Source organism: Rothia sp. HMSC072B04, assembly GCF_001813725.1.
Taxonomy (GTDB): domain Bacteria; phylum Actinomycetota; class Actinomycetes; order Actinomycetales; family Micrococcaceae; genus Rothia; species Rothia mucilaginosa.
The window spans coordinates 73,317-90,732 of the sequence record NZ_KV813793.1 but is presented as its reverse complement, the minus strand read 5'-3'; the positions used below and the strand labels follow the sequence as shown (position 1 = coordinate 90,732).

Annotated in this window: 14 protein-coding genes; 4 read left to right on the top strand and 10 right to left on the bottom strand. The window is 62.1% G+C overall.

Annotated features, from left to right (window positions below):
• Positions 1-61: 61 nt before the first annotated feature.
• Positions 62-1,483 carry an RNase H family protein gene (locus HMPREF2928_RS01575; RefSeq protein ID WP_070687137.1) on the bottom strand — a complete coding sequence of 474 codons (1,422 nt, stop codon included), beginning with the start codon at positions 1,481-1,483 and terminating at the stop codon, positions 62-64.
• Between the two features lie 174 nt (positions 1,484-1,657).
• On the opposite strand from HMPREF2928_RS01575, the gene HMPREF2928_RS01570 reads away from it, so the two are divergent.
• Complete coding sequence (locus HMPREF2928_RS01570; RefSeq protein WP_083311362.1) at positions 1,658-2,686, top strand: 4'-phosphopantetheinyl transferase family protein; 1,029 nt, start codon at positions 1,658-1,660, stop codon at positions 2,684-2,686.
• A 133-nt stretch (positions 2,687-2,819) separates the two neighbouring features.
• Here HMPREF2928_RS01570 and HMPREF2928_RS01565 read toward each other — a convergent pair whose 3' ends face one another.
• The 4 genes from HMPREF2928_RS01565 to HMPREF2928_RS01550 all read right to left on the bottom strand — a co-directional run bounded on the left by HMPREF2928_RS01565 (position 2,820) and on the right by HMPREF2928_RS01550 (position 7,159).
• Positions 2,820-3,923, bottom strand: coding sequence for an isochorismate synthase (locus HMPREF2928_RS01565; RefSeq protein ID WP_049340914.1), 1,104 nt, complete (start codon positions 3,921-3,923; stop codon positions 2,820-2,822).
• A 63-nt stretch (positions 3,924-3,986) separates the two neighbouring features.
• Entirely contained in the window at positions 3,987-4,754 is a 768-nt protein-coding gene (locus HMPREF2928_RS01560) for an SDR family oxidoreductase (RefSeq protein ID WP_070687135.1), read from the bottom strand.
• A complete protein-coding gene (locus tag HMPREF2928_RS01555) occupies positions 4,751-5,443 on the bottom strand; it encodes an isochorismatase family protein (RefSeq protein WP_070687133.1) in 693 nt (230 codons plus the stop codon). The genes HMPREF2928_RS01560 and HMPREF2928_RS01555 overlap by 4 nt, the downstream gene beginning before the upstream one ends.
• Positions 5,444-5,749: 306 nt before the next feature.
• The gene (locus HMPREF2928_RS01550) at positions 5,750-7,159 is read right to left on the bottom strand and encodes an FAD-dependent oxidoreductase (RefSeq protein WP_070687131.1); all 1,410 of its coding nucleotides are present in this window, start codon (positions 7,157-7,159) and stop codon (positions 5,750-5,752) included.
• A gap of 195 nt (positions 7,160-7,354) precedes the next feature.
• Between HMPREF2928_RS01550 and HMPREF2928_RS01545 the strand changes: the two genes are divergently transcribed.
• Both HMPREF2928_RS01545 and HMPREF2928_RS01540 read left to right on the top strand, forming a co-directional pair.
• Complete coding sequence (locus HMPREF2928_RS01545; protein ID WP_049363487.1) at positions 7,355-7,876, top strand: mycothiol transferase; 522 nt, start codon at positions 7,355-7,357, stop codon at positions 7,874-7,876.
• A 218-nt stretch (positions 7,877-8,094) separates the two neighbouring features.
• The gene (locus HMPREF2928_RS01540; protein ID WP_246823142.1) at positions 8,095-9,456 is read left to right on the top strand and encodes an MFS transporter; all 1,362 of its coding nucleotides are present in this window, start codon (positions 8,095-8,097) and stop codon (positions 9,454-9,456) included.
• A gap of 204 nt (positions 9,457-9,660) precedes the next feature.
• Here the strand turns inward: HMPREF2928_RS01540 and rlmC are convergent, their stop codons facing one another.
• From rlmC to HMPREF2928_RS01520, 4 genes are all read right to left on the bottom strand, one after another.
• Positions 9,661-10,794, bottom strand: a complete 1,134-nt coding sequence (rlmC, locus tag HMPREF2928_RS01535; protein ID WP_070633687.1) for a 23S rRNA (uracil(747)-C(5))-methyltransferase RlmC — start codon at positions 10,792-10,794, stop codon at positions 9,661-9,663.
• Between the two features lie 245 nt (positions 10,795-11,039).
• Positions 11,040-12,662 carry a chaperonin GroEL gene (gene groL / locus HMPREF2928_RS01530; protein WP_005504512.1) on the bottom strand — a complete coding sequence of 541 codons (1,623 nt, stop codon included), beginning with the start codon at positions 12,660-12,662 and terminating at the stop codon, positions 11,040-11,042.
• A 389-nt stretch (positions 12,663-13,051) separates the two neighbouring features.
• Positions 13,052-13,642, bottom strand: a complete 591-nt coding sequence (locus HMPREF2928_RS01525; protein ID WP_005508172.1) for a LytR C-terminal domain-containing protein — start codon at positions 13,640-13,642, stop codon at positions 13,052-13,054.
• Positions 13,643-13,914: 272 nt separating this feature from the next.
• A complete protein-coding gene (locus HMPREF2928_RS01520) occupies positions 13,915-14,238 on the bottom strand; it encodes a DUF3263 domain-containing protein (protein WP_070687129.1) in 324 nt (107 codons plus the stop codon).
• A 188-nt stretch (positions 14,239-14,426) separates the two neighbouring features.
• Between HMPREF2928_RS01520 and HMPREF2928_RS01515 the strand changes: the two genes are divergently transcribed.
• Positions 14,427-15,098 (top strand): uracil-DNA glycosylase, encoded by a 672-nt coding sequence (locus tag HMPREF2928_RS01515; protein WP_070687127.1) that lies wholly within the window; start codon positions 14,427-14,429, stop codon positions 15,096-15,098.
• A 138-nt stretch (positions 15,099-15,236) separates the two neighbouring features.
• Here HMPREF2928_RS01515 and HMPREF2928_RS01510 read toward each other — a convergent pair whose 3' ends face one another.
• Complete coding sequence (locus tag HMPREF2928_RS01510) at positions 15,237-17,381, bottom strand: threonine/serine exporter family protein (protein WP_070687125.1); 2,145 nt, start codon at positions 17,379-17,381, stop codon at positions 15,237-15,239.
• Positions 17,382-17,416 lie beyond the last annotated feature (35 nt).

The following is a 17,416-nucleotide window of genomic DNA, read 5'->3' as shown; positions in this document are numbered from 1 at the left end:
GCACGGAAATCTTTGCGCCCAAGAGCCCATTCCTTAGGAGCTGAGCTTTAGGAGCTGAGCTTTAGGAAGCAGGGGTCTCCTGGCGGAAACGCAGACGCCACAGGCCGCGCTCAGCATCGTAATGCCAAATGCTCGAACGGCTCACGCGACCACGCGCGGTCGCAACCGCCGCCATAACCAGCACGCTGGAAGAATCCAGCACCTGCATACCCTGCTTGAGTGGGGCACCCTGCTGGGTGAAGGCGCGTTCGCGGTACTGCAGCACCGAGGAGCGGGACACCGACTTACCGGTGGCGGTCACCCACACCAGACGCTCGTGCAGCATGGACTCCAGCTGCGGTGCCTCCATGACGGAGCCGCGGCTTTCGAGTAGCTGTTCTGCGGCGGCGGCTTCCTCGGGGTTCAGAGCGGGTGCCGCGGGTGCCGCAGGGGCAGAAGCGGGTGCGTCCTTCACGGGTGCCTCAACCTGAGCGGGCTCTACAGTCTGTGCGGGCGCCGCGGCGGGCTCTACCGCCTGCTCTTCTGCGTGCGCTTCCGTCTCGCCCAGCAGTTCCGCCGGGTCAACATCGTTCGGGTCCAGACCTGCGAACTCTTCCAGACCGGTCAGGTCATCCTCTTCTTCCGCCTGCGCGGCACTCGATGCCTGCTGAGCGGTCTCCTCCTGCTGGCGTGCCAGTGCCTTTGCGTCACGCTCAGCGGCACGCTCTGCCGCGAGCGCCAGCTGTTCCTTGCGGGTGCGGACCGCCTCCGGGTCGGGGGCGTTCACCGCGGAGGCGGGGCGCAACAGACCGGACAGGCGCAGGCTCTCCACGCCGCGCTGGGCGTTCTCGATCTCGGCTGCGGTGAATTCCTGCATGGGCAGGTGGGCGTCCGCGGAAGACTCGGAGGGCGCCGAATCAGAGAGCGCAACGTCAGAGAGGGCAGGTTCTGCAACCGGAGCGTTCACAATCGGCACTTCAACAGCCGGAGCCTCCACAGGCTCAGCCGCAGTAGTGGGTTCAGCAGAGACACCGAAGCCGGGACCGTGCGCGGGTTCACGGCCCTCCTGGTAGGCGCGCGCGGCACCATTCGCCAGGGAATCCGCCTTTTCGTTGAGCTCGTGACCCGCGTGGCCCTTCACCCAAATAAACTCGTAGTCGCGGCCGGTCAGCGCCTGATCCAGCGCCTCCAGAAGGTCGCGGTTGAGCACAGGCTTGCCGTCGGATTTCTTCCAGCCCTTCTTCTTCCAGCCGGGCATCCACTTGGTCAGCGAGTTAATGACGTACTGGCTATCGCAGTACACGCGCAGCTTCGCCTCCGGGCGGGATGCGGTCGCCTCGAACAGGTCCAGGACAGCTTTGAGCTCACCCATGTTGTTGGTGCCGTGCGCCCAGCCGCCGCTCGCCCAGTGGTCGTCGTCGATATACCATGCCCAGCCCGCCGGTCCGGGGTTGCCCAGCGCCGAGCCGTCTGCGGCGGCAATGATCTCTTGCGTGCTGTTCACGGTACCTTCTTTCTGCACCGCCGCTCTATTGTGCGGGCGGCTGTCCGTAATGATGTCTGTGATGACTTTACCGCACCGGCGGCGAGGGTGCGTAGCGCGCGGTCGCAGCTGTGGACAACCTCAAGCAGCCCTGTAGCGCCCATTGCCGTATTGCCGGGCGGGTACACTAAACCTATGAGCTATTCTGCCCCCGAAACACCCAGCGCACAGCGCCCGGAGCGCCCTACCGCCCGTCCGAGCGAGCGCGTGCAGATTTTCGCTCTTCCCACCCGCACCATGTACGGTTCCCTGCGTTTTAGCTGGTTGAGCTACCTGGGTCTTGCCGAGCAGCAGCATGCGGCGCAGTTGCCGACCTCCACGGCGGCGGTCAGCTACCTGAGCACTCAGGCGCTCATGCGCGCTATGGCGGCAGCTCGTCTGGATGTGCCGTCCAGTGCTGCTTCTGAGATTGAGGTGAATCGTTCCTGCACCCTGTGCACCAGCGGTAAGAAGCACGGTAAGCCGCGTATTGCGGGCGTAAATTTCAATATGTCGCAGGTGAATCCGCTGGTGGTGGGTGCGTTTAGCCGTAATTCCTCGGCGGTGCTCGGCGTGGATGTTGAGACCCTGGATGCTCGCTTGTTCTCCGGTTTTGCGCGCCTGGCGCTCTCCGATGAAGAACGCACGTTCTATGAGCGGGTGGCGCAGGAACGCCCCGCGCCCGTACTGCACCTGCTCTCTGTGGCGCTGTGGACCGCTAAGGAGGCGGTACTCAAGGCGACCGGCCACGGCCTGAGCGTAGTGCCGTCCCTGGTTCGGGTGCAGCTCACCGATGGCCTGCTGGATGCGCTCGAACTTGCCATGAACGAGGAGGTCCCGGGGGACCTTCTGGGCGGTGGCACCCCCGAGCCTGGCGCCCTGCGCGTACTGACTCAGGACAGCTTGACCGCCCAAGCGACCTTTAGCGCGCCCGCGGCTCAGGGCGGCGGCGATCAGGGCGGTAATCAGGGTGGCGAGGCTGCCGAGCGAAGCTTTAGCCTGCAGTGGGTACCCGTGGCGCTCCCCGACGCGGAGAACCCCGAGCACGCCCAGAAGATGCTCATCGCCCTGGCCGTTGAGAACCCTGCCCATAGTGAGCCAGCCCAGGGTGAGCCCGTGCAGGTTGAGGTCGAGCTTCTGCCGGTGGCTACCCCTCTGGAGCTCAAGCGCCTGCTCACCGATTAGTCGCGCTCAATCCCCTACCAACTCATACAACGACGGAACGCGCCCGCCATGCCAGCGAGCGCGTTCCGTCGTTTTATGAAGTCACCGTATTCAGCCGTTGTATTCTGCCTCGTCAAGGCGTTCTAGGCAGAGCTTAAGGGGTATCTTCGCCCAGGGTATCCACGCCCAGTGCGCGACCGAAGCTGCCGAGCTTCGTACCGGTCTCCGTGTGCTCCAGCTCCGGGTCGGACTCAGCCACAATACCCGCGCCAGCGTACAGGACCGCCTCGTCCGGGCTGACCTGGGCGCAACGCAGCACCAGCGCCCACTCGCCGTTACCCTCGGCGTCCATGTAGCCGACCAGGCCGCCAAAGTAGCGGCGCTCGAAAGACTCCAGCTGGCGAATCAGCTCCAGCGCCTTCTCAGTGGGGGCACCGCAAATCGCGGGAGTCGGGTGGATCGCGCGGGCACCGTCCAGGCAGGTCAAACCCTCCTTCAGCACACCGTCGATGGGGGTCGCCAGGTGCCAAAGCTGCGGGGTCTGCAGCAGCGAGGGCACCTGCGGTACGTTCAGCTCCTCGGCGATGGGGGCCAGGCGCTTGGCAATATCGTTAATGACGTAGGCGTGCTCGTGGCGGTCCTTCGGCGAGGCGAACAGGCGGTCACGAATCGCCTCGTCCTCGGCGCTACCGGGCTCGGCAATGCGCGGGGCGCTACCGGCAAGCGGGTGGGTCTTGAAGGCGCGGCCTTCGGTGCGGAACACTAGCTCCGGGGAGGCACCCATCAGGTAGCTTCCGCTCATGCCGCGCTCACCATCGGGCAGGCGCACCGCAAAGTTGAACGCGGAACGCTGCTGGGCGCGCAGGTTGTTGTACAGCGCCTCCAGGTTGAGGGCGCCGGGTGCGTAGCGGGCGGTGAGCACACGCGAAAGCACGATCTTGCTCAGCTCACCCGCCTTCATGCGCTCCACGGCGGTCGCAACGGCGGCACGGAACCGGTCGTTCTGCCGGCCGGTGACCGATACCGGCTCGGCAAGCGCCACAGTCTGCTCGGGTACCGGTACCTGCTGTTCCTCCAGGCGTTCAGGCACGAAGAGGTAGGCGGGCATATCGGGGTCAAAAGGAATCAGACCCACGACGGCGCTACCGGCACGTTTCGCCTCGTCCAGGGCATTATCGAAGGTTACAGGGGTCATCGCACCGGATGCGCGCAGGACGCGGGTGCCGGTGGCAAAGATAAAATCGGGAAGGTTCGTCATCGTACTTCTATCAGTGGTGTGTGGGTTCGCGCCGGGCATCTAAACGCCGGACGCGGGGTGCCGTTAGAGGGTCGCGCCGCCGTCGGCGACAATCTCCTGCATGGTGATGTGGCGGGCCGCCTCCGAGATGAGGAAGGCGTTGACCGCCGCAATATCCGCCGGGTCGGCAATACGGCGCAGCGGAATGCCCAGACGGAACGTTTGCGGGTTACCGGCAACCGGCAGGGCGGAGCGGTCCTCGCCCTCCCAGGCGTCAGTCACCATAGGGGTTCGGGTGGTGCCGGGGCAGACCGAGTTCACGCGAATACCGTGCGCGGCAAGCTGCAGACCGAAGCTGGAACTCACGCGCGCCGCCGAGGCCTTCGATGCACCGTAGGCACCAAACTCCGCGCGGGGCACACGTGCCGCGTTGGAGGCGACCGTCACCAGGGAGCGGCTGTTCGCCGGGTCGCTCTCCTGCTGGTCAATCATGATGCGCGCGAATTCGCGCAGACACAGGAACACGCCGTCGGAGTTGACCGCGTGCAGACGCTTCCATGTGGCGAAACTGGTTTCCAGTAGCGGCTGGCTGTGGGCGATGCCCGCGGCGAGCACCGCACCGGTGATGGGTTCGTCGAGTGCCGCCACGGCTTCTGCGAGGGCGATAACGGACTCTTCGCTGGTCACGTCCACGGAACGGTAGCGGAAGATAGCATCCCCGTAGGTGCCGAAGGGGGTAATGGGCTGTTCCGCCAGGTCAGCCGCAAATACCGAATAACCGTTCTTAATCAGCTGGTGGACGGTAGCCTCACCAATACCGCCGTTCGCACCGGTCACAATAACCCAGCTCATGCGCGCGCCTCCTCAGTAGCCTCAGCAGTCTCAGCAGCCTGCAGGTCTGCGAGCACATCGGCGGTGTTCAGCACGCGGGCGCAACGACCCGAAGCGTACTCGCACGCCGTGCGGTGCTCCTCCTCCGAGAAGTCGGCGAGCGCATCCGCAACCATAAACGGCTGAATGTCACGCATGAACGCCTCCAGGGCGGTGGTCAGGCAGCCAATGTGCGCGTACACGCCGCCGATAATGAGCTGGTCGCGACCGGACTCCTTGAGCAGGTCCTCGAAGGGGCTGCGCACGAACGCGGAGTAGCGCCACTTGGTCAGCACGGTGTCGCGGTCGGTGGGTGCCAGTTCGTCGAGCACGCGGGCGGACTCGTCGTTCTGCAGGCCGTCGCCCCAGAAGTCGATGAGCAGACGGCGGTCTTCGGGGTTCTGGCGCGGCGGCTGTGCGGTGTAGTAGACCGGGATTCCGGCGGCGTGGGCGGCGTCAATGAGGCGGCGCAGGTTCCGAATGGCGATGTTAATCTGGGCGTCCGGGTTGTTGTTACCCTCACCCAGGTTGGCCCCTTCGAAAGCCTGGACGAAGTGTACCTGCATGTCGTGTACGAGCAGTACAGCGCGGGAGGGGTCCACGGGCCAGTTCACGCGGTTGCTGTGCTCACGGTCAATGTAGGTGTAGGGCTTGATTTTGGGCAGTGCCATGATTCTCCCGGTTTGTGCCTATGGTTTTCGGTTGTATGCGCGGCGCAGGCGGTGTGCTGTGGTGGGTGTAGCCGCGAGTGGGTGTCTCCTCCGAGCCCTCTCGCGCTGACCACCCAATCGGTGAGCTTGCGCTTATCTCATAACCATCTTAGGGCATGCTTAGCTACAAGGTATATCTGAACTTTAACAAAAATGCTTCCCCACCCGCACCCCCGTTGATAGCACAACGGGAGGAACGGGCAGGGAAGCACTCGGACAAGCAGAAACGCTATACGAACCGCGAATTCAGCCGCGATTCTAGTTCAACTAATTTACGGGCGCCGCGACGGCAAGAACCTCATTCAGACCCTCAGTGATCGAGGGGTGAGTGTAAATCTCATCGCGCAGCTGCGAAGCAGTAATGCCGTGGCGCATCGCCAGAGCCACCAGGTTAATAACCTCCATGGACTCGATTACCAGCAGCTGGGCGCCCAGAATCTGGTCGCTCTGCGCGTCAATCACGAACTTCATGATGCCGCGCGGGTTCTCCATAGTCTTAGCGCGCGGCATCGCGGCAACCGCGGCAACCGGCTTCGAAGCGACCTTCACCTTGTGGCCAGCCTCGATTGCCTCACGCTCGGTCAGACCCACGGAAGACAGCGGCGGGTTCATGTAAATGGTCGAAGCCACTGCCTTGCGGTCCTTGGTGGAGCGGGAACCGTCACCGACCAGCTGGGAGAGCACCACGCGGTAGTCATCCATGGAGATGTAGGTGAACTGCGGGCCGCCGTTCACGTCACCGAGCGCGAAAATGTTCGGCACGGTGCTGCGCAGGTGCTCATCCACGACAATTGCGCCGCGGTCGTTGGTTTCGATGCTGGTGTTCTCCAGGCCCAGACCCTCGGTGGCGGGCTTGCGGCCGGTCGCAACCATCACGTAGTCCACCTCCAGCTCCCGGGTAGCGCCCTCGGAGTCGAGGTAGGTCACGGTCACCGAGTCAGCGCCGTCCTTGAAGGACTGCACGCGCACGCCGGTATGAGCGGCAATGTCCTGGTCTGCGATAATCTCGCGGGCAACCTGGGCAACGTCCTCATCGTAGCGGCCGAAGAGGGCGGGTGCGCCGTCCAGAATGGTCACCTCGGTACCGTAGGAGGAGAAAATACCGGCAAACTCAACACCGATGGGGCCGCCACCGATAATGCCCAGGCGCTTGGGGCGCGGGGTGAGCTTCTGCAGCTCGGTGGAGGTGAGCACACGCTCAGATTCGCGGATACCCTCAATCGGAGGGATAATAGAAACGGCACCGGTGTTGACGATGAAGTAGTCGGCGGTAACGCGCAGGGTGTCCTCGCCCGCGGTGACCTCAACCTCGGTGTCGGAGATGAAACGTGCGTGACCGTCAATGAGCTTAGCGGTCTCGTTGGACAGCAGGATCTCGCGGTTCTTGGCGCGCATCATGCCGGTCAGCTTGTCACGGAAAACCACGGCGGATTCGTAGGCGGCGTTTGCTTCTTCAAGGCTGCGCTCGCCGCTGGCGCGGAACTCGTCGGCGCGGTGCACGAGCGCCTTGGTGGGTACGCAACCGATGTTGATGCAGGTGCCGCCGTACATGCCGCTGGACTGTTCGATGAGGGCAACGTTCTTACCGGTCTTGGCGTATGCGCCGGCGAGGGTCTTGCCGCCCTTGCCGAAGCCGATGACGACCATGTCAAAGTGCAGCTGAGCGGGGGTGGTCATAATATTCTCCTGTGAAATTTAGATGATGATGTCTTCACAGAGTTCAACGGAAAGAAATAAGTATTATTCCCGAGCGTCACATTTTTTCTTCCAAACCGACTCTTTCAAGGCGACTCTTTCAAGGCAGCGAACACGCGGGCGTAGACTGAAACTACCCGGCTCCCTGCGAGGAGCCAGCATCTTCAGGAGGATTCCATGAAAACCCACGACATTCTGCGTGACGCCGCCAGCCGCCCCGGCATCGAAGCCGCCGTAGCCGTCAAGGGGCTATCAGCTGAGGCGCTCAACGCCCACCCGGGCGGGCACCCGAACTCTATTGCGTGGCTACTCTGGCACGCCGGACGGCAGATGGACATGCAGCTTTCCGCCCTGAACGGTCAGCCGCAGGTCTGGGAGACTCAGGGTTTCAGGGAGCGTTTCAACCTGGGCGAGCTCGGCGACACCATGGGCTACGGCCACACCGCCGAGCAAGCACGCTCCATTGTGGTTGAAGATTCTGCCCTGCTGGTGGAATACCTTGTGGCGACCGACGAGGCGCTTGCCGACTACGCGCAGACACTGAGCGAGGCTGATTTGAGCGAGATTATTGACCGTTCGTGGACTCCGCCGGTAACTCGCGGTATGCGCCTGGTCAGCCTGATTGACGACGCAACCCAGCACGTGGGTCAGGCGGCGTACGCGGCGGGTATTCTCGCCGCGCAGGATTTCGCGGCGTAGGATTAGGATTTCACGCCCGCTAGAGGGGAACGAAAAAGCGGTGGCGCCTCGGACACAACCAGCCCGAGACGCCACCGCCCGGTTGCGGGCAACCCCGATAACACCGCGAGCAGATAATATTTCGGCGAGAAGATAACGGACTGTTATCTGCTCGCGCATCTTGTGTCTTGTTTCGCCTCGGTTACAGCGTTCTTACCCGTGATAGAATCCACAGTATTATGAGACGCACCACAGACCCTTCGCCTGAGCACCCTGAATCACCTGCGTCGCGCATTCCAACAAACACATCAGACGCGACCGCAAAACCCACATCAGCAACGCCGCTGAACGCACGCGGGCAGCTCACGCTCCTGACCGCGCAGGTTTCTGATGCTCTTGCGTCCAGTATCCAAGCTATCGCCATGCCCCTGCTGACCTACGGCGCCACCGGCGACCTCGCCCACTCCGCTATCGTCATGGTCGTCGAGGCAGTCCCCGTCATCCTCTTCGCACCATTCGCAGGCGCTATCGCCGACAAATTCAACCGCAAAACCCTCACCGTCAGCTTCAGGCTCGCCAGCGCCGCCCTACTCATCGCATCCCCAGCCCTCTACGCCGCCGCAGGACTACCCGCCTTCCTCACCATCGCATTCCTCGTCTCAACCTTCGGCACCTTCTCATCCCCCGCAGCCTCCGCCGCCATGCCCTCCCTGCTCGGCGACGACTACCAAAAATACATGGCACGCCGCGGCAGCCTCATCTTCCTCGCCCAAACCCTCGGCCCCACCATCGCAGCCGCCGTCGCATCCTTCACCACCCCAGCCCTCGCCGTCGGATTCGCAGGCACCCTCAACCTGCTCGCTGCCCTCACCGTCGCCACCATACGCAACTACGACCTCACCCACGCCGAACGCACCGCCACCGTGCAGGAACACCACACCGGCAGACTCCTGCGCGAAGGCGCCGCCTACACCGCACACAACCCCATCGTGCGCGGTATGCTCACCTTCTGGTTCCTCTCCATCGCCGCCGTACCCATCACCACCCTGCCCATGCTCGAATACCTCACCCGCGGCCTCGGGCACGACTACACCGCCTTCGGAATCGCAACTTCCGTCTACGCCGCCGGATGCGTGATCAGCTCCTGGCTTTCAGCCAAACTCGGCGTCGGTACAGGCGCCGGGCGGGTGCGTATGACCAAACGCGGGTGGATGTGCATCTCCGGACTCGGCTACGGCGCCGTTTGTCTGAGTATGGGACTACACCCGGCGCTGTGGGCGGTACTCGTGCTCTGGTTCATCTGGGGCATGTTCTACGGACCCGAAGAAGTGCTCGGGCAAGTCCTCTTCGCAGACGCTATCGACGAACACATGCGCGGGCGCGTCTACAGCTTCATGGGTGTGGTTTTCTCCCTAGCGGGTATGGTCGGGTACCTCATCACCGGATGGGCGGTACCAGCGTTCGGCGCGATCAACACCATTGTTACCGGAGGGGCACTCTTCATCATCGCCACCGTATTCACGTTCATTCTCGGCCCGACTGCGCGAGCGATACGGGCGCAGGAATCGCGGAATGAGGCAAAGAGCCGTGCGGGTGCATGACTGTGCTCTGTATATCGCCTCGGGGCATCATCGCCTCACCTCCGCCACGTTGCGGGCAACCCTGATAACACCGCGAGCAGGTGATTTTTGGCCGAGCATGCAGGAAAAATACTACCTGCTCGGCCAAAAATCACCTGCTCGCGCCCTAGTGTTATGTATCTGCTCGCGGACTTGGGATAGGAATGAGCGCTTGACCCGAGAAACCTACCCGCGCTTCAGCAACGTCATAACCTCATAGTGGTCCGTATGCGGGAACATGTCCAGCACACGGCCCTGCACCGGCGCATACGAGGGCATACGCTCCAGATCCTTCGCCAAAGTCACCGCGTTACAGCTCGAATACACCACACGGTCAATACCCGAACCCTCAATCCACGCACACAAGCTCTCACCAATACCGCGGCGCGGCGGATTCACCACCAGCATCTGCGGCACCGCGCCCGAAGACACCGCGAACTCCGGCGCATCCTGAGCCGAAAAGTCCACGCCCTCCAGACCGTACTCAGCGACCGTGCGCTGTGCCGAAGCAACCGCCTCCGCACTAATCTCAATGCCCGTCACCGAGCCGCCATCCATCACCGAAGCGGCATGCAGGGCAAAACCGCCCACACCGCAGTACAGATCCCACAGCGAGCGCGGAGCCACCTCACGCACCCACTCACGACCCTGCGCGTACATCGCCTCAGCGACCTTCGTGTTCGTCTGGAAGAAGCTCTGCGGACGCAAATGCAGGGTCAGGTCATTCACCTGCATCGGCAGGGTCTGACGCTCCGAGAGAATAATCTCCTCGTCACCCTCAACACGTGCTACCGGCTCACGCAGCAGGTTCACCGACAGCACCGCCAGGTTCGGCAGCCGCTCATTCAGCCAGTCCATTTGGCGGCGAATCGGCACCAGAAGCTTCTTCGAACGCAGCACGAAACGCACCATCAGCTCGCCCGCCGCCGAAGCCGTCACCAGAATATTCTTCAGCTCACCGCGACGGTTCGGAATGTCATAGGGCGTCAAATCTGCGCGCTGAATCAGCTCGTGCAGCACCGGAATAGCCGCCTGAATCGGCTCCATATAGAGCGGGCATTCGCCAAGATCAGTGGATGCGCCCGTACGGTAATCCACAATGCCGAGGGTCGGGTTCTTCGCCGAACCGCCCACCACAAGCTTCGCCTTGTTGCGGAAGCCCGCCTCCGCACTGGTCACCGGATCCAGCCACTGCAGCTGCGGGTACGCGGCAAGCAGGGCGCGGGCATGCTCCTGCTTCGCCTGCACCTGCGCGGTGTAGGCGGTCTCAATGCTGGGGCAGGAGGAGCAGAGGTCATCACGAAAATAGGCACATTCCATAGGGGCACCATTTTACCGCCTCCACGAGCCGGCACGCCGCCGGCCCGTCAAAGACGCAGGATGCGCGGGCATCAGAAACAAGCACACAAAAAGCGGGGGCGGCCACCCATCGTGGGTAGCCGCCCCCGCCTCATACGGATGCGTGGACCTGCGCCGGTTTGAGTACCAGCGCCAGGTCACCACCGTGTCACGCTTCGCGCGCCACGGATTCCATAACTTTTTGCCCCATCAGGGACAAAAAGTTATTACATCATGCCTGCCATGCCGTCCGCACCGGGAGCGGCCGCACCAGCGGGCTCCGGCTTGTTCGCAACAACAGCCTCAGTGGTCAGGAACAGACCAGCAATCGACGCAGCGTTCTGCAGAGCCGAACGGGTCACCTTCACCGGGTCAGCAATACCGGCAGCCATCAGGTCCTCGTACTCGCCGGTTGCAGCGTTCAGGCCGGTACCAGCAGGCAGGGAACGAACGCGGTCAACCACAACGCCCGGCTCCAGGCCAGCGTTAGCAGCGATCTGCTTCAGCGGTGCGTCAATAGCCACGCGCACAATGTTCGCGCCGGTCGCCTCATCGCCGGTCAGCTCCAGCTTGTCGAAGACCTTCACGCCGGCCTGAATCAGAGCAACGCCACCACCGGGGACGATACCCTCCTCAACAGCAGCCTTAGCGTTACGCACAGCATCCTCAATGCGGTGCTTGCGTTCCTTCAGCTCAACCTCGGTTGCGGCACCAGCCTTCAGCACGGCTACGCCACCGGCAAGCTTAGCCAGGCGCTCCTGCAACTTCTCACGGTCGTAGTCGGAGTCAGAGTTAGCGATCTCTGCGCGAATCTGAGCCACGCGACCCTCGATAGCTGCTGCGTCGCCTGCACCCTCGATGATGGTGGTCTCGTCCTTGGTCACAACGACCTTGCGAGCGGAACCGAGCATGTCCAGGGTTGCTGCGTCCAGGGACAGGCCAACCTCTTCGGTAATGACCTGGCCACCGGTCAGGATAGCGATATCAGCCATCTGAGCCTTACGGCGGTCACCGAAGCCCGGAGCCTTCACAGCCACAGACTTGATGGAGCCGCGCATCTTGTTCAGCACCAGCAGAGCCAGAGCCTCACCCTCAACGTCCTCAGCAACGATCAGCAGCGGCTTGCCGGACTGCATGACCTTCTCCAGGACGGGGACGAGGTCCTTAACGTTCGAAATCTTCTGGTTCACAACCAGGATGTAGGGGTCCTCCAGGACTGCTTCCTGACGCTCCGGGTCGGTCACAAAGTAACCGGACAGGAAGCCCTTGTCGAAGCGCATACCCTCAGTCAGTTCCAGGTGCAGACCGAAAGTGTTGGAGTCCTCAACGGTGATGACGCCTTCCTTGCCGACCTTCTCCATTGCCTCAGCAATGAGCTTGCCGATCTCAGCGTCACCAGCGGAAATAGACGCGGTTGCGGCAATCTCTTCCTCGGTCTCAACTTCCTTCGCGGAGGAGAGCAGAGCCTCGGTCACAGCCTCAACAGCCTTCTCAATGCCGCGCTTGAGGCTCAGCGGGTCAGCGCCAGCAGCCACGTTGCGCAGGCCCTCGCGAACCAGTGCCTGAGCCAGAACGGTAGCGGTGGTGGTACCGTCACCTGCGATGTCGTCAGTCTTCTTAGCAACTTCCTTGACGAGCTCCGCACCAATCTTCTCGTACGGATCCTCCAGCTCGATTTCCTTCGCGATCGAGACACCGTCGTTGGTGATGGTGGGGGCGCCCCACGCCTTCTCCAGCACAACGTTGCGGCCGCGGGGGCCGAGGGTCACCTTCACTGCATCGGCGAGGGTGTTCAAACCGCGCTCAAGGCCGCGGCGTGCCTCTTCGTCAAAAGCAATGAGCTTTGCCATAAGTGTCCTCCTGGACGATCGGATTTTTTCCTTCACCCCTGCGGGTGCGGTACATCTAAAATCGGGTGGCTGCCCCTCCACAACGCCCCCGTTACGGAGGCGCGGGCAGAGTAGGGCATAAAGCACCCGAATGCTACATCAATTGTGGCACCCGCACCGGCATGGAGCAAACGTTTAAGCCCAAGGTTGAAGGGTTAATCGCCCAGTGCTTAATCTGCGCTCATCAACCCCACCAAAAGGGGCGTTACAAGCATCAACCCCACCGGTGCATCAGTGGGAATGCACGGGTGGGGTTGAGCAGAAGTCGTTATGGCAGAAACAGTAGGCGCGGGCTCAGATTCGAGGGCTTAGACTCGCGGGCTTAGAATCACCCGAGCAACCGCCTAAACCTATTCCGCGGCAGTAGCGGAGGCGGTGTAATCCGACGACAGAATCACGATGACCTCGTGGTTGCCCATCTCAACGTTGGCGGTCGCCTGGCGCACCTGAGTAATGCCCAGCTTCGAGGCGATGCTCTGTGCCTGCGACTGGTAGCCCTCAGCGTAGTAGACCACGCTGGTTGCCGGTGCCACACCCGTGTAGTTTGCCGTCTCGTTGATGGTGTAGCCGGTCAGCAGAGCCGCCGCACGGGATGCACTACCCGCCGGAGCCGCCGCATTGTAGACCGCCACAGAGATGGACTCAGCCAGACCGGTCTTCGTAGCACTTGCCGAGGCGGAAGCCTTAGCCGGAGCAGAGGACGCAGAGGCGCTTGCGGGGGCGGAGCTACTCTTCGCGGTGGACGCCGAATACTGCGGGGAGGCGGTGCGCGGCGCGTACACGTACATTGCGCCGCCGATGAGCAGACCAACTACGCCTGCAGCTACCAGGGGGATGGCACCCTTGGGGCTCTTTGCCGGGTCAGCATTGACCGCGCGGTAGGTTCCGCGGCGGGCGGTGTTTTCGTCTACCTCGTCAAATTCGTCGCGGGGGTAGCTCATTTATCCTCATTTCACGGGTCTCTGTTTACCGGCTGGTACCGTACCGTCCTGCCTGGCGCATGGGCTGACGCATCGCGCGGCTACGGAAGGTACGGTCTTGGTGTTCTAGTACCTAGAGTACCGTCTCAACTAGCGAGAACCAACGTGAACGCCCCGCAACCGGCTGTGAAAGAGACGGGCACCGCACAGTGTTCAATCTCTAGCTGAACTTGAGGTGCGCGGGGTTGAAAGCAGGAGTTGGAAAGCTCGCACGACTCCCCCAGTTTGAGCCCCTAGTCAGCGTCTCGGCGGACGCGCAGAACGTCGATCATCTGCGGCGCTGCGGCGCGTACCCGCTCATCGTCCAGCATCACGTTCAGGCGCTGGTAGTAGGCAATCGGGGTGAATCCGGCGGCGATAATCGCCTTCTCTTTGGAACCCTGGTGCTTGAAGCGGCGGCGCTCCACCTCAAGGATGCGGCGCTCCACCGGGGTCAGGCCACCGGGCTGCTGCTGCGCTTCCGGCTGATTCTGTATTTCTACCTGGTTCTCTGCCTCCGCATGAGCCCCTGCCTCTGCCTGGATCTCAGTGGTTTCGGCGCGTTCCTGTTCTGCCATGTTCCCTCCTGTCTGTAGTTCACCTGCCGCGGTTGGCGTCGCCTACCGCAAGTATTCGTCATCCCCTAGTCTAGAAGAGAAACTCAGTCTAGAAGAGAACTTCAGTCTAGAAGAGAAGTAACCGTAGCGCGCCCGGCCCCGTCACCGTCCGGGTCGCGTCAGCACCAGGAGATTCCCCGAGGAGATTTATGAACCAGCCCCTCAGCAGCATTATGAGCGAGGATTGGGCGGCAGCCCTCGCCCCCGTCGAAGAGCAGATTCACGCGATGGGCGCTTTCCTGCGTGAGGAGCACGCGGCGGGTTACCGCACTTTCCCGCCTGCCGCCGATATTTTCAATGCGTTCCGCCGCCCGATGAGCCAGGTGAAGGTCCTCATTATTGGTCAGGACCCCTACCCTACTCCGGGCAATGCGATGGGTCTGTCGTTCTCGGTGCACCGCGGTATGCCGTTGCCTCGTTCGCTGAACAATATTTACAAGGAACTTGAAGACGATCTGGGTATCGCCCCGGCTAATCACGGCGACCTGTCCTGTTGGGCTGATGAGGGTGTCATGCTGCTCAACAGGGTTTTGACGGTGCGTGAGTCTGATGCGGGTTCGCACCGCGGCAAGGGTTGGGAGGAAATCACCGAGTGCGCTATCCGTGCACTGGTGGCGCGTAACCAGCCGCTGGTTGGCCTGCTGTGGGGTGCGGATGCGCGCAAGTGCGCACCCATGTTGCAGCCGTACCCGAGCGTGGAGTCGGCACATCCCTCGCCACTGTCTGCTCGCCGTGGTTTCTTCGGTTCGCGCCCGTTCTCGACCGTAAATTCCCTGCTGGTGCAGCAGGGGGCGGAGCCGGTGGATTGGACGGTCCGCTAGGCGCAGCACATGAGCCAGTATGAGAGCTGGCGCAATGGGCATAGTGAAGGGGCGGTAGCTTATGAGTTCACCTCGCAGGCTACCGCCCCTTCCCCACATCCAATATATGCGATATTGGCTATATAACCTTGAAAAGGGCTAAGAATCCGCCGGTTCCACGTTTCGCGGAGTCGTAAAACGCTGTAGCGCATACTGCATCGTGTAATTACCCAACGCAACCCCCGAAGCCATCGCCACCACAATCGAAACCGCCGTAATCATATTCTGCATACCCAGAATCACGTCCGTCTCAACCGTCAACAGATACATGCCGCGGAAGAACGACAGACCCGGCAGCAAGAACGTAATCGCCGGAATCGAGAAGATCGCCTGAGGCACATGCAGACGGTACGCAAAATATGTGCTCAACGCACCGATCACAACCGCCGCACACGCCGTCGGACCGCGACCAGTACTCGGGCCAGCCAGCAACTCATAACCGTAATACGCCGCCAAACCGCAGCCCGTAATGACCATCAGCCACCCGACCTTCACCAGCTTCGTCTGCAAGGTCACCGCAAAGGTCGCAATCGCAACAATGAAGAAGAAAGACGCCACCAGCGGGGTCGTCGGCTCAAAACGCAGCTGCTCAATATCCAGGGTCGGGCCGTTGAAAATATTGATCGCACTCACCGCGGTCGCAATGCCAACCACCAGACCTAAGAAGCTCATGCCCGTAGACACGAAACGACCCGCAGCCGTCACCGGGAAGCCATTAATCGCGTCCTGCACGGCACCCACCAGGCGCGGAGTCGGCAAGAACATAATCATGCCCGCAGCCACCACCAGAGGCGCCGAAATCGCCTCCCCCTGACGCTGCAACACCGAAAGAATGGATCCCTCACCGCCCAGCCAAATCGCCAAGAAGGTCATCAGACCCGCACTGGCAGCCATACGGAAGAACGCCGGAATACCAATCGAACTCAACCACTGAATCAGCAGGTACACCGGAATAAAGATAATCGCCGCACTCAACGCCGTCGCAAAACTTGCACCCAGCGCTGCCGTTAGGGTTCCGGCACACGCCAGGTTCGCCAACCACACCACCAGAGGCGGGAACGGCTTGGGTCGGGGGGTAATCTGGTTCAGCTTCAAATCAGCCATTTCCAGGGTCATACCACCGCGAGTAATCTTGTAGATTAGGCCGTACACCTCAGAAAGCGCCTCGTAGTTCTCCGTAGAGGAACGAACCACACGCACCAGGGTGTGGGTAAAGCGCTCGTCAGCGTTCGCATTGCGCTTGGCGATGCGGGACTCCATGTAAATATCGGGGTCCGACGTGTAGTTGATGGTCACCGACTGGTTCGTAATATCGACTTCCACCGAGTCCAGCCCGTACGCCGAAGAGACCGCAATAATCGCCGAGTCCACGTCCATTGCGTCCGCACCGTAGTGGAACATCGCCTCCGCCAGGCGCAGGGTGAAGTTCAGAGTATCGCGGGCGTACTCCTTCTCACGGCGGAACGCCTCACGGCGCTCATGCTCCTCAGAGCGGATCGTCGGCACGAACTGGCGCTGCGCGATGCGCTGGGCACCGCGCGGGGCGGCGGGTGCCGCCTCCTCAGTGCGCACAAAGGAGCGGAAGCGACGCGAACCCCAGCGACCACCGCTACCGCGCCCAAACAGGCCGCGAGAGCCGCCCTCAACCAGCGGTACGGAGGTGGTGGACATCGAGACAGGCCCGGTCTTCGGCATTGCGCTAGGATCCGCGCCGAAGCGGCGGGCTGCGTGAGAGTTGGGCACCTGCGGAATCATGCCGGTCATGGGCACCGGCTGGGAGGGGCGAGTCAGCGCCGCCTCAGTTACCAAGTTGCTGGATGTGACGGGGTTAGGGTCCTCACGGTACGCATCCAGGTCGTCATCAGGCACGAGGGAGGGGTCAATGACGGTGCGCGCCCCATGATCGTGCTCGTGGGGGCACAGTTCCGGGCCACAATCGGGCTCTGCGGTCTCCTGCGGGGTAATGCCCATGTCGGCAGCAGCTTCCTGGAGCACCTCACTCACTGCTTCTGCCTTAACGGTGCCCTCCTGGCTTGTCGCGGAGGTAGCATGCTGAGCCAGCACGCGGCGCAATTTCTCGTCGGTGACCTGGTCTAGTGAAACCAGGGGAAAACCGCGTTTGCCAGCGATGTAGCCCGCGGTGGTATTCTGCTCGCTTCCTTCCGTTGCGGCAGTGTTTGCTTCGCCTGCATGCGAAGCTTCCCGCGATGTGGGGGTCGCGGGGGTGTTCCTCGATTCTGCCAATGTCCCTCCCAGATAGACAGTGCCTTTTTAGTCTA

What these genes read in the sequence shown, in the direction of transcription:
- rlmC (WP_070633687.1), bottom strand. Translation starts at nt 10,794, where the DNA reads ATGGAATGTGCCTATTTTCGTGATGACCTCTGCTCCTCCTGCCCCAGC.
- groL (WP_005504512.1), bottom strand. Translation starts at nt 12,662, where the DNA reads ATGGCAAAGCTCATTGCTTTTGACGAAGAGGCACGCCGCGGCCTTGAG.
- HMPREF2928_RS01565 (WP_049340914.1), bottom strand. Translation starts at nt 3,923, where the DNA reads ATGACGAACCTTCCCGATTTTATCTTTGCCACCGGCACCCGCGTCCTG.
- HMPREF2928_RS01540 (WP_246823142.1), top strand. Translation starts at nt 8,095, where the DNA reads ATGAGACGCACCACAGACCCTTCGCCTGAGCACCCTGAATCACCTGCG.
- HMPREF2928_RS01525 (WP_005508172.1), bottom strand. Translation starts at nt 13,642, where the DNA reads ATGAGCTACCCCCGCGACGAATTTGACGAGGTAGACGAAAACACCGCC.
- HMPREF2928_RS01560 (WP_070687135.1), bottom strand. Translation starts at nt 4,754, where the DNA reads ATGAGCTGGGTTATTGTGACCGGTGCGAACGGCGGTATTGGTGAGGCT.
- HMPREF2928_RS01520 (WP_070687129.1), bottom strand. Translation starts at nt 14,238, where the DNA reads ATGGCAGAACAGGAACGCGCCGAAACCACTGAGATCCAGGCAGAGGCA.
- HMPREF2928_RS01515 (WP_070687127.1), top strand. Translation starts at nt 14,427, where the DNA reads ATGAACCAGCCCCTCAGCAGCATTATGAGCGAGGATTGGGCGGCAGCC.
- HMPREF2928_RS01545 (WP_049363487.1), top strand. Translation starts at nt 7,355, where the DNA reads ATGAAAACCCACGACATTCTGCGTGACGCCGCCAGCCGCCCCGGCATC.
- HMPREF2928_RS01550 (WP_070687131.1), bottom strand. Translation starts at nt 7,159, where the DNA reads ATGACCACCCCCGCTCAGCTGCACTTTGACATGGTCGTCATCGGCTTC.
- HMPREF2928_RS01570 (WP_083311362.1), top strand. Translation starts at nt 1,658, where the DNA reads ATGAGCTATTCTGCCCCCGAAACACCCAGCGCACAGCGCCCGGAGCGC.
- HMPREF2928_RS01555 (WP_070687133.1), bottom strand. Translation starts at nt 5,443, where the DNA reads ATGGCACTGCCCAAAATCAAGCCCTACACCTACATTGACCGTGAGCAC.